Source organism: bacterium, assembly GCA_041649255.1.
In the GTDB taxonomy this organism is placed as follows: Bacteria; Hydrothermota; UBA3073; order JACQXS01; family JAQTXJ01; genus JAQTXJ01.
In genome coordinates this window covers 1-11,798 of record JBAZNK010000031.1, presented here as the reverse complement: position 1 = coordinate 11,798, position 11,798 = coordinate 1, and the positions used below count along the sequence as shown (strand labels likewise).

The window sequence follows — 11,798 nt, the reverse complement described above, 5'->3', positions numbered from 1 at the left end:
ATACCCGAGTGAAATTCACCCTGCCCTCCCATTCTACGCCATCCAAAGTTTGAAGTAATTTCTCCTTGCGCGGGCCAGACAGAGGGAGTGGCATTAAGTATTTTCTCCGTTCTGTTAATTGAATGAGATAGTTCATCAAAGCTATGTGATATAAAGTCAGTCCTGTTTTTTAATGACTGTAAAGATTCCGTTAATTTATCTATGACGCCAATAGAAGACCATTGAATTTTTGGTCCTCCAACTCCCAACTTCTCTATGTCTTCATCCAGAGTATCCAATCCCCATACTAATCTATTTTTATTATCTATATTAACAAGGGAATCCAATTGTATATTCAAAATATTTATATTATTCACCATTTTTTGTACTGAATCCGTAAGTTGTTCGTTTTTCTTTTTTTGTTTAAAAAAGTGAGCTTTATGAATGCTGGAATGAACAAACTGAAAGACTGTAAACGTAGAACTCAGAAACGTACAGACAAAAATACTTGTTGCAACGACAATGTGAACAAGGTTAATCCTTATAACTTTCTCGCCGATGCAGATAGTCCAGTATTTCATAGATTTATAGATTAAAACTAAAAATACCGAATTTCTATCTGATTGTCAAGAAAAATTAACAAGTTGGCATTATAAGTCCTTAAGCGATAAACCCGTCTCAGTCGGATTATAGCAAGTCCGCCTGAGACGGATTCAGCCTACCCATTTGTAAATTAGCCCTTCTCACTACCAACATATCGAAGAGCACAATCACCGCCAAGGCGGGATGTTCCAGATATTCCATTTGAAATTGTGCCTACATTTTTACAACATCTTTGCCATGCGATAACCAAACAGACCCACTAAAAGAATCGGCGGGCATGCGGGCGAAGCACCCACGGAGAGATTTCGTATCAGAACATAGCGCATCCCTAGAAAAACTATTTTGGGCTAAAACCCGGGAGAATTGTTTGAAATTTGCCGTATACCCACGCGCTAAAGGACGGGGTAATTTAATCGGGAAAAAGAAGTAAACATTTTTATTTTATGCTTGACAGTTTAAAAAGAATAAATAAACTGGCTTACCTTTTTTTCTTTTTTTAGGAAGATTTAAAGGATATGTATGTGTAAATATCCAGCTGTGCTGGATAAGCTAGAGTAAGTCTGCGAAACAGACAACTCTACCTAAATGAACGAATCTTTTGCTTCGTTGGTGATTCTTGTCCCTATAATAGGCGCGTTTACCATTCCTTTGTTCGCAAAAATATCTCCCCGTATGCGGGTTCTTGCGGCGACAATAATTGCTTTTGCTACCTCTTTGCTGGCTATGTCGTTAATTCCTTTCGTTATCGGAGGCAATGAATTTATACTACGAAAACCACTGATTCTTGGGTTTGATTTTGTTCTTATAATTGATGCTTTATCCGTTTTTATGTCCATTGCAGCTTCTTTCATAGGAGCGCTAATCGTCCTGTATTCCGCAGGTTATATCAGCCACGAAGAAAACCAAACCGAATATTATTTTATGGTTCTTCTTTTCATAGGGTCAATGATGGGGTTGGTTTATTCCGCAAATCTTATATTTATGTATATTTTCTGGGAAATTACCGCTATCTGCAGCTGGAGATTAATCGGTTTTTACAGGATAAAAGAATTCGTCGTTAAGGCGAATAAAGCTTTCTTAATAACCTTCCTTGGAGCAGTAGTTATGCTGCTCGGGTTTATACTTATTTATAGCCAGACAAATTCTTTTGACTTGACTGAAATGCGTGGGGTAATGGTTCCCGGGATGGCAGTTCTTCTTATTCTTATAGGTATGTTTTCGAAATCCGCAACGTTGCCCTTACATACATGGTTGCCGGATGCAGGTATCGCACCGTCAACGGTTACATCTCTTCTGCACGCAGCCGTGCTGGTCAAAATCGGAGTTTATGCGTATGCCCGTATTTTCTGCTGGACGTTCCAGATGCCAGATATGTGGTACCAGGTTATACCGGTTATCGTAATTATTTCAAGTCTTGTTGCCGCAGGCGCAGCACTTGTTGAAAACGACTTAAAAAGAATACTTGCTTACTCAACCGTAAGTCAGATAGGTTATATTTTTCTTGGGTTATCAACTATGAATCCGATTGGGATTGCCGGAGCCGTATTATTCTTATTGATGCACGGTCTGGCAAAAGGTGGATTATTCTTGTGCGCGGGAATAGTTGAACATAATACCCACAAAAGAGATATAAGAGAACTCGGCGGGTTAATAAAGACGATGCCAATTACGGCTATTTGCTTTTTAATATGCGCGCTTTCGGTTATCGGGATTCCTCCGTTCGGAGGGTTCTTTTCGAAATTTATGGTCATTATGGGAGCGATTAAGGCGGGTCAATTCTGGATTGCAGGGTTAGGATTGTTTATCGCCGTTTTGACTGCAGTTTATCTTTTCAGAGTATTTAATATGGTTTTCCTTGGGCAAACAAAATTTGACGTGCCGGAAAAAACGAAATCTATGTTATTTGTCGTTATAGTTCTTGCGGGTTGCTCACTTCTTGCCGGGATATTTGTTAGTTACCCGATGAAGTTGGTTAACGTAGCAACCTCAGAAATTACGAGTTGGTTAACGCCATGGCTAACAGCACAACACTATTAAAATGAAAGAAAAAGAAAATTTTTGGACGCAGATAAACAGGATAAAAAAAGAAAAATTGAGAGTAAAGAGTTAAGAGTTTAAAAAACGGATGACAGAATACAGAAAGATTAGCCCAGCAGAGCTGGATAGGTATCTCTAAGGACTTCGTCCAAGAGCTTCCTAAAAAAGATAAAACAGAAATGATTGACGCAGAGAACAGAAAGATTTATAAATGTTAAATTATGAATAATACATTATTAATATCTATACTTTTACCGGTTGCATTTGCGGTAATTGTATTCTTAACACCTTCTAAGTTAAGGTTATTAAGAGACGCCTTCTCCTTTATAGGGGCATCTATAATTTTGTGTCTTGGATTTTATTTGTTTGGAGTTAAAAACGCAGAACTTAATATCCCATGGTTGGGAATGGACATCAATTTTGATTTAAGATTATATCATTTTAACAGCTTAATTATAATGGCAGTCAGCGTGTTCCTTTTCTTAATAACCATTTATTCGTTCGTCAAAATGAAGGAACATTCCAGAGCGCGTGAGTATTATACGTATTTATTTTTAACTGTGGCTTTTGTAAACGGCGCGGTTCTGGCAAATAATTTCGTTCTTCTGGTTTTCTTCTGGGAAAGCTTACTTGTTACGCTTTACGGACTTATCGCAATAGGCAACAAAGAAGCTTATAAAACAGCATTAAAGAGTTTCATATTAGTTGGTCTTTGTGATTTTTGTATGATTTTAGGAATTGGCATTTTATGGTATTTGACAGGCAGTTTGAATATGCCAATAGCTCAATTGGAAACATCTTCAAGCGGACTGGCAGCGGTCAGTTGTGTTCTTATGTTGATAGGTGCGCTTGGGAAAGCAGGCGTAATGCCATTCCATACGTGGATACCGGATGCGGCTACGGATGCGCCGGTAACGGTTATGGCTTTTATAATTACGGTTATAGATAAGATGTTAGGTATTTATTTATTTGTAAGAATAAGCCTTGATTTTTTCGTTATTGGTATGAACAGCGCATTATCAGTGTTCCTTATGATACTCGGGGCTTTGACAATAATATTCGCCCTGTTTATGACTTTTGTCCAGAATAATTTAAAGAGAATGCTTGCTTACCAGAGTATCGGAGAAGTGGGATATATGATACTTGGAATCGGTTCTGCAACGCCAATTGGCATTGCAGGAGGCATTTTCTATATGCTTAATCAAACGTTGTTCAAGGGCGGATTATTTCTTAGCGCAGGTTCTATTGAGCATAGAACGGGAACGACGGACTTCGATAAATTGGGTGGGTTAAAAAACAAAATGCCACTTACAATGATAGGATTTGTTATATGCGCGGTTGCGTGCTGCGGACTCTGGCCGTTTAACGGGTTTGTATCGGAAGAGATGGTTATGCACGGAGCGAAAGAAACGGGGTATATGATTTTTATGATTGCGGCGTGGATTGGGACAGTGCTAACGGCGGCTTCTATGCTTAAAGCCGGACAATCAATATTCTGGGGAAAAGAAAGTAAAGAATTATCTAAAGTAAAAGAAAGCGAACTTTTAATCACTTTGCCTATAATTGTGCTTGCTTTATTATGTATTGTATTTGGTATTCATAATTATTTGCCAATCGTTATGTTTGTAGAACCAATTTTTTATGGCTATGCCGGATTCTTGGAACATTCGGGGTTTACTGCGCATAGTCTTAATTTCTTTAATCCTGTGGCTATTACCTCTTTCGTATGTCTTTTATTGGGAGTAATTGTTTATCGGTACGGCTGGAGTAAAAACAATAAAACTGCGGCTCTTTCTTCGGAAACGGTTCATAGTTTCCCGGTATTAAAGAATGTATATAATATGGCAGAAGCAAAAATATTTGACATTTATGAGCAGGGGCTAAAATTCTTAAAAGCATTAGGTTATATTTTGTATTATGGTGTTGACCGTGTCATAGACTTTATGTATGAGAAAATAATAGCCGGGACGGTAAGAGTAGTCGGGGCTATTTTAAGGTTTGCACATAACGGTTATTATGCAAATTATCTTGCATGGTGTATTGGCGGGTTAATTATAATTGTAGCAGTAATAAGTTTATTGAGTTAAAATAAATCAAACAGGGATTGAAAGAGAAATTAAAGAGATAAAAATGGGAAAGAAAGAAATAAAAATAACAGAGAGATTCTTCACTTCGTTCAGAATGACAAACGTGGGAATCAGTCAGAATAATAAATAGGGGGAAATTTGCTTTTTGTATTTATAATATTACCGCTTGTTGTAGCAGGAATAATGCCTTTGATAGGTAAGTTGTCTAAGAAGGTTGTTCCTGATTTACTGACTAACTTAACGACTTTCTTCCTTCTTGCTTATTCTGTAATCGTCGGCAAACAAATAATATTCAGCGGTGTATACACTACTAAATTCTCCTGGTTTGGCGAACCTATGAACATAAGTTTGTCTCTGGATGGTTTCAGTCTTTTGATGCTTGTTACGATTTCCGTAGTCAGTTTCTGTGTTACATTATTCTCTATTGATTATATGGAACATTATGGACACAAGGCAAACTATTATTCTCTACTTTTAATTATGATTGCGGGAATGAATGGGCTTGTTTTATCAACGGATTTGTTTACCATTTACGTATTTTTAGAAGTTGCGGCAATCGCTTCTTATGGTCTTGTAGCTTATGGACTCGGGCATAATGAGTTGGAAGCATCTTTCAAATATCTTATGCTTTCGGCAGTTGCGTCCGGGTTTGTCGTTCTTGGGATATCGATAATATTTGCCTGCACAGGCAGTTTAACTTTTAGCGAAGTTGCAATAGGAATACATCTTGTGAATGCAAAATATCTTGTAGGTTTTTGCACAGCTTTATTCCTTATGGGATTCGGCCTTAAAGCGGCACTTGTGCCGTTTCATGCATGGCTGCCGGATGCCCATCCTTCAGCGCCTGCTCCGATTTCGGCAATGCTTTCGGGAGTATTGATTAAAGTTTCCGGCGCTTACGCCATAATACGTATTTTCCTTAACGTATTTGGATTAAATTATGCCTTATCAACTGTCTTAATGTATCTCGGGCTCATATCGGTATTTGTCGGAGCAATCATTGCCATAGGGCAAAATGATATGAAGAGAATGCTCGCCTATTCTTCAATAAGCCAGATTGGCTACGTGTTTATCGGTATAGGTACAGGTTCCCCGTTAGGAATAATGGGAGGGCTGTTCCATATATTAAATCATGCTATTTTTAAATCTTTATTATTCTTAAATTCAGGTTCAATCGAGAGGTCAACCGGAACAAGAGAGTTGGATAAAATGGGCGGGTTGGCAAAACAAATGCCATTAACTGCAACGACAAATGCCATAGGCTCTTTGTCGGTAGCAGGAGTTCCTCCTTTTAACGGTTTCTGGAGCAAATTACTTATAATAATTGCTTTAGTCCAGACACAGCATTATGTTTTCGCAGTGCTTGCAATTCTGGGAAGCGTTATAACATTATGGTATTATTTGATTATTCAACGAAATGCTTTCTTTGGTAAGCCGGAAGAAATATGGAGAAACGTAAGGGAAGCTCCTTTCTGGATGTCCTTCGCAACCGTGATTCTTGCGTTGTTGTGTATTGTTATAGGAGTGACTTTCCCGTTTGTAATAAAAACGTTTCTTATACCGGCAACAAATATATTAGCGTCGGGAGTAAGCTATTTATATAACTTTTTAGGATATTAAAACTATGAACATATTTCTTCTTTGCGGATTAGTTTGTTTTTCGGCACTTGCCATTATTTTGCATAACTTGTTAAAATCCGCCATATGTCTTGGAGTAGCAAGTATATTTCTGGCGGTTTTGTTTTTCCGGATGGGCGCACCTTATGCCGGAGTGTTTGAGATTTCGGTTGTTGCGGGGTTGATTACGGTTTTATTTATCACAACTATCGTTCTTACAAAAAGACAGGGTGGAGTAAAAGAGAGCAAATTAACCAATATCTTTTTCCTTTTGTTCTTTGTTATATTTATTATGATAGATTTCTTTGTTATGAAGGGATTTATTGGAAATTTACCGAATATGCCCATCGGTTCACCCAATTTAGCAGAGAGCAACGATTTTAGCAAAGTCTTATGGCAATACAGAACATTTGATCTTGTGGGACAAATTTGCGCAATATTTGCAGGAGTTTTTTGTGTTCTTGCTTTATTCAGGAATAAAGGAGAAAAATAATGAGTAATCATTGGTTGTTAAATATGGGGTTTGTGGCAGCATTATTATTCATAGGAATATTCTGTCTTTTAACTATGAAAAATCTTATAAAGCTATTGATTGGCATTGAGATTATAGCAAAAGGGATTACACTTGCCCTGATTACTGCCGGGTTTGAAAGAAATAATGTTATGGTTACACAAAGTCTGGTAATAACTTTTATTGTGGTTGAAGTAAGCCTTCTTGCAACGGCTCTGGCATTAATAATAAATATTTATAGACATACTAAAAGTCTTAGTATAAGTAAGTTAACGAATCTAAGAGGATAAAATATGGATATTAAAAATATAAACATTGTTCTTTCTCCGGCGGTGGCTTTTGTTATATTTCTTGCCATATTTTATATATTTTATTTTATTATCGGGACATTGGCCCCAAAGACCAAAAAGATAGGCGGGAAACTTTCTACTTATGCTTGCGGAGAAGATATACAGGGGTATAAGGTTCAGTTTGGTTATAAATTATTTTTCTTTATCGCGATATTTTTTACGATTATGCATGTTGCAACTTTAGTCGTAGCAACCGTTCCTTCGGGACGAGTCGCATTATTCGGACTTTTATATCTTGGAATGATATTTTTGTCAGTATTAGCGTTAATTATAAGGAGATAAGATGCTTGCTCAATTAGTGCGTTGGTCACGAAAAAAATCGCCGTGGGTGTTACATTTAAATACGGGCGCTTGTAATGCCTGTGATATAGAAGTGTTGGCAGCTCTTATGCCGAGATTTGACCTTGAAAGATTTGGAGTTCAACTCAAGGGAACACCCCGTCATGCAGATGTAATAATTTGCACGGGACCAGTAACAAGACAAACCAAAGACAGGATAATCCGTGTATACGAACAGGTTCCTGACCCAAAATTCGTCGTTGCCGTTGGTGCCTGCGCAATGTCCGGTTGTGTGTATAGGGGATGTTATAATGTAATCGGCGGAATAGACCAGGTTATCCCGGTAAATGCGTATATCCCGGGCTGCCCGGTTAGACCGGATGCGTTTATAGACGGTGTCGTAAAATTATTAGGGTCATTATAATTGAGGTGAAAATGAACGAAGAAAAGATTATTGCTGCGATAAAAGAAAACTTAAAAGATAAAGTATTGGAAATAACAAATCCTTCTCCAAGGCGAATATTCTTTAAAGTAGATAAAAATAATTTATGCGAAGCAATCAGTATGCTAAAAGAAAAATTAGGATTTACTCATCTTGCAACTATTACGGGATTGGATAAAACCGACTCTTTTGAATTGTTATATCATTTTGCGGATGACACTAACGTAATTAATATCAGAGTTGCGATTTCACGGGAAAACCCGATAGTAAGTACCGTAACGGGAGTAATCCCGGGCGCAATCCTGTACGAAAGAGAGATTCAGGATATGTTCGGAATAAAAGTAGAAAACATACCGGACCCGAGGCCTCTTATAACGCCTGACGATTGGCCGGAAGGCGCATATCCGCTTCGTAAAGACTGGAAATATGAAAGGCCGGGGGAAACCATTCCGGGGGGGAAATAATGGAAGAATTTACCGTTCCTATTGGACCACAACATCCTGCTCTTAAAGAACCGATAAGTTTGCGTATGACTTTTGACGGGGAAGTGGTAAAACATGTTGATGTTCGTCTTGGCTACAATCATCGTGGAATGGAAAAAATGGCGGAAGAAAGGTCTTACATACAAAACTTATACCTCACGGAAAGAATTTGTGGAATATGCTCACACTCTCACACGACCTGCTTTGCGCAGGGCGTAGAAAAACTTATGGAAATAGAACCTCCGAGAAGAGGTTTATACATAAGAACATTGGTTGCGGAAATAGAAAGAGTCCATAGTCACTTGTTATGGCTCGGCGTTGCGGGTCACGAAGCCGGGTTTGACACTTTCTTTATGTACACATGGAGAGACCGTGAAATAGTTATGGACATTCTTGAAAGCATTTCCGGCAACCGTGTTCATTATGCAATAAATACTTTTGGCGGAGTAAGAAGAGATATTTCAGAAGCACAAAAACAAACAATTCTTGATTCGTTGGGTTTATTAAAACAAAGAACGGAATATTATACTGATATAGGAACAACAGAACCAACTTTTGTTGCAAGGATTAAAGGGGTCGGCAAATTATCAAAAGAGCTGGCGCTTTCTTTATGTGCGGTAGGGCCTACTTTACGTGCTTCTAACGTAAAGAGTGATGTCCGCAAAGATGACCCTTATGCAGTTTATAACGAGATTCCTTTTGAAGTGTGCACTGCCGATACAGGAGATGTTTTTGGTAGGGTTGTGGTAAGAGTTAATGAATTATTTGAATGTTATAAAATGATAGAGTTTATGCTTAAAAATTTACCTGCGGGCGATATAGCAGTAAAAGCCCCGAGAAGGGTTAAGGAAAACGAAGTTGTTAGCAGATACGAAGCACCCCGAGGAGAAAATCTTCATTACATCAAAAGCAACGGCACCGATAAACCGGAAAGGTTAAAAGTCAGAGCTCCGACTTTAGCCAATTATCCTGCTACAGTTGAGATGTTGAAAGGATGTTTTATTGCGGATATTCCTTTAATATTTGCGGCGATTGACCCTTGCATATGTTGTGCTGAGAGAATGGTAGAGCTTGTTAATGTAAAAAATGGCGAAGCAAGTGTGGTAAGTTTTAGCGATTTAAAAAAATTAGCTTCCGTACAATATAAAAAATGCGGTAACAAACCAGAACCGATTAGTATAGCCAAACAACTGCAAAAAATCAGAAGAAAGAGTTAATTATGGATATCTTAAAAACTTTGTTATATCTTTTTGTATACCCGGGATTATTATTTTTGTTAATCTATTCTACTTTTTGCGAGTGGTTTGACAGAAAACTTTACGCAAGATTCCAAAATCGTATGGGGCCTATGCATACAGGGCAATCCGGAATTCTGCAGCCGATAGCAGATATAATCAAACTTTTATTTAAGGAAGACATTGTTCCCGAAAAAGCTGATAAATCAATATTCTCCGCATTACCTGTATTCGGACTTGCAATTGTGTGCACTGCAGCTTTATATTTACCGGTATGGCATTATTGCACAAAGGTTTCTTTTAATTCTTTCCCGGGAGACTTGATAGTAGTTGCTTTCTTGTTAAGCTTGCCAACTTTGATTTTCTTTCTTGCAGGATGGCATTCAACTAACTTTTTTGCTACGATAGGCGCGGTTCGTGTTCTGACAATGCTTTTTGGATATGAAGTGCCTTTATTGCTTGCGCTTTTAAGTCCTGCAATTCTGGCTGATTCCTGGCGTTTATCTGAAATAGCAGCTTTTTATCAGGCGAATCCTTTCCTGTTGTTAGCGAATATACTAGGCTTTTGTATTGCCGTTATCACCTTACAGGCAAAACTCGAAAGAGTACCGTTTGATATACCTCATGCAGAGACCGAAATCGTTGGAGGAGTTTTTACGGAATATTCGGGTAAGAAATTAGCTTTCTTCAGGTTATTATCGGATATAGAAATGGTCGTAGGAGCGGGACTAATTGCCACTGTATTTATGGGCGGTTTTCCCGGGGGATTATGGTGGGGACTATTGAATTTTGTCATAAAGACAATGGTTATTATTTTCCTATTGTCTGCTATGAGAGCAGCATGTTCAAGAATCCGTATAGACCAGATGGTAAGTTTTAGCTGGCATTATTTGGCGCCATTAGCCGTACTTCAAATATTTATCGTTATAATCTTAAAAGGATTTCTAAGATGAAAATACAAATACTTGCTTTTTTACCGGAGTTATTAAAACATTTATTTAGAAAAACTGCTACGGTTGATTACCCCTTTCAGAAGTTAGTAGCCCCCGAAGGCTTCAGAGGAACGCCTGTTTTATATCCTGAGAAATGCATTGTGTGTAAAGCTTGTGTCCGTGATTGTCCTGCAGAAGCAATAGAAATCGTTCCCGTATCAGAAACCGAAAAGAAATTCAAGATGACAATTCACAATGACCGTTGTGTGCACTGCGCACAGTGCGTGGATTCCTGCCCAACCGATGCTATGGGAATGAACAAAGAATTCGAGCTTGCCGTTTTTGACAGACATAATTTGAAGATTGAGTATGTGTACGTAAAAAGCACTCCCTCCCCGAGAACAACTCCTACTCCAAACACGCCCAAAACATAAGGTCGGACTTCTAACTAATCTGTTTGTCGTTTTGTTCCGGTAAAACTTTAGGAATCAATATTTGCCTTACTCCATTATTAATTAAAAAATCTATCCATTTTTTTTCTTCATCCTGAGCAAGTCCTTTTGCAACAAAAAAACAAGATTTGTCTGAACTCTTCGATAAAATTTGTTCTATAAGATTTGTTATTATTTCTCTGTCCCCGGACATAATAAGCAATCCATTAATATAGATATTTTGTTCATTTGTTCCAAAATTTATTTCAGTTTTTTCAACTTTGAAATGCAGGAGAACGCCTTCGGTTGAGAATATCGGATGTTTAAGCAAAACCTCTTCCATTGAAACAGGAATAATAATGGAATCCTGCGTTATTAAGGTATCTATAGTAACCGCTCTTTTAATAAAATGCCAATGTTTACCGGATTGAGTTCCTGCTTGAATCGCAATAAAAAGCCAAAACAGCACAACTACAGTTATCCCACCCCAGACCCAAAAACTATTTTTATTTATCCCTTGCATTTGATATAAAATACAATTTAAAATCTATTTTGCAACTTTTTTAATAAAATATTATTTTAAAATAATCTATACCTACTCAAAAATCCTTACGGCCGTGTCTTTAGCGTTAAGTTATTGTTTATCAGGGAGTTACAGCTAATATCATCTCTAATCTATTGTATCCTCTGGAAAATAAAAATAAAAAAAATTAAAAATAATGCTTGACAAAGGTTTTAGATGTGTTAAAGCTCGAGACAGTTAATAAAGGAGGTGATTCACAAATGAATAAATCAGACCTTGTTGCCAGAATG

The 11,798-nt window shown here is 37.7% G+C and carries 13 protein-coding genes; 11 read left to right on the top strand and 2 right to left on the bottom strand.

What is annotated here, in order from left to right:
• A partial coding sequence (locus WC614_13735) for a hypothetical protein (protein ID MFA5034064.1) occupies positions 1-560 on the bottom strand: 560 nt, incomplete at its 3' end.
• A gap of 607 nt (positions 561-1,167) precedes the next feature.
• Here WC614_13735 and WC614_13730 point away from each other — a divergent pair.
• The 11 genes from WC614_13730 (at position 1,168) to WC614_13680 (ending at position 10,988) form a co-directional block, all read left to right on the top strand.
• Positions 1,168-2,619, top strand: a complete 1,452-nt coding sequence (locus WC614_13730) for an NADH-quinone oxidoreductase subunit L (GenBank protein MFA5034063.1) — start codon at positions 1,168-1,170, stop codon at positions 2,617-2,619.
• A 221-nt stretch (positions 2,620-2,840) separates the two neighbouring features.
• The gene (locus WC614_13725; protein ID MFA5034062.1) at positions 2,841-4,706 is read left to right on the top strand and encodes a proton-conducting transporter membrane subunit; all 1,866 of its coding nucleotides are present in this window, start codon (positions 2,841-2,843) and stop codon (positions 4,704-4,706) included.
• A 138-nt stretch (positions 4,707-4,844) separates the two neighbouring features.
• Complete coding sequence (locus tag WC614_13720) at positions 4,845-6,326, top strand: NADH-quinone oxidoreductase subunit M (protein ID MFA5034061.1); 1,482 nt, start codon at positions 4,845-4,847, stop codon at positions 6,324-6,326.
• Between the two features lie 4 nt (positions 6,327-6,330).
• Positions 6,331-6,816 (top strand): NADH-quinone oxidoreductase subunit J, encoded by a 486-nt coding sequence (locus WC614_13715; protein ID MFA5034060.1) that lies wholly within the window; start codon positions 6,331-6,333, stop codon positions 6,814-6,816.
• The gene (locus WC614_13710; protein ID MFA5034059.1) at positions 6,816-7,124 is read left to right on the top strand and encodes an NADH-quinone oxidoreductase subunit K; all 309 of its coding nucleotides are present in this window, start codon (positions 6,816-6,818) and stop codon (positions 7,122-7,124) included. Before WC614_13715 ends, WC614_13710 begins: the two co-directional genes overlap by 1 nt.
• 3 nt (positions 7,125-7,127) lie before the next feature.
• Positions 7,128-7,466 (top strand): hypothetical protein, encoded by a 339-nt coding sequence (locus WC614_13705; GenBank protein MFA5034058.1) that lies wholly within the window; start codon positions 7,128-7,130, stop codon positions 7,464-7,466.
• Between the two features lies 1 nt (position 7,467).
• Positions 7,468-7,887, top strand: a complete 420-nt coding sequence (gene nuoB, locus WC614_13700) for an NADH-quinone oxidoreductase subunit NuoB (protein ID MFA5034057.1) — start codon at positions 7,468-7,470, stop codon at positions 7,885-7,887.
• Positions 7,888-7,898: 11 nt separating this feature from the next.
• Positions 7,899-8,369, top strand: coding sequence for an NADH-quinone oxidoreductase subunit C (locus WC614_13695; GenBank protein MFA5034056.1), 471 nt, complete (start codon positions 7,899-7,901; stop codon positions 8,367-8,369).
• Positions 8,369-9,604: a nickel-dependent hydrogenase large subunit gene (locus tag WC614_13690; GenBank protein ID MFA5034055.1), complete on the top strand. Its 1,236-nt coding sequence runs from the start codon at positions 8,369-8,371 to the stop codon at positions 9,602-9,604. Before WC614_13695 ends, WC614_13690 begins: the two co-directional genes overlap by 1 nt.
• 2 nt (positions 9,605-9,606) lie before the next feature.
• Complete coding sequence (locus tag WC614_13685; protein ID MFA5034054.1) at positions 9,607-10,575, top strand: complex I subunit 1 family protein; 969 nt, start codon at positions 9,607-9,609, stop codon at positions 10,573-10,575.
• The gene (locus tag WC614_13680; GenBank protein ID MFA5034053.1) at positions 10,572-10,988 is read left to right on the top strand and encodes an NADH-quinone oxidoreductase subunit I; all 417 of its coding nucleotides are present in this window, start codon (positions 10,572-10,574) and stop codon (positions 10,986-10,988) included. The genes WC614_13685 and WC614_13680 overlap by 4 nt, the downstream gene beginning before the upstream one ends.
• Before the next feature lie 10 nt (positions 10,989-10,998).
• Here the strand turns inward: WC614_13680 and WC614_13675 are convergent, their stop codons facing one another.
• Positions 10,999-11,508, bottom strand: coding sequence for a hypothetical protein (locus tag WC614_13675; GenBank protein MFA5034052.1), 510 nt, complete (start codon positions 11,506-11,508; stop codon positions 10,999-11,001).
• Positions 11,509-11,798: the final 290 nt, after the last annotated feature.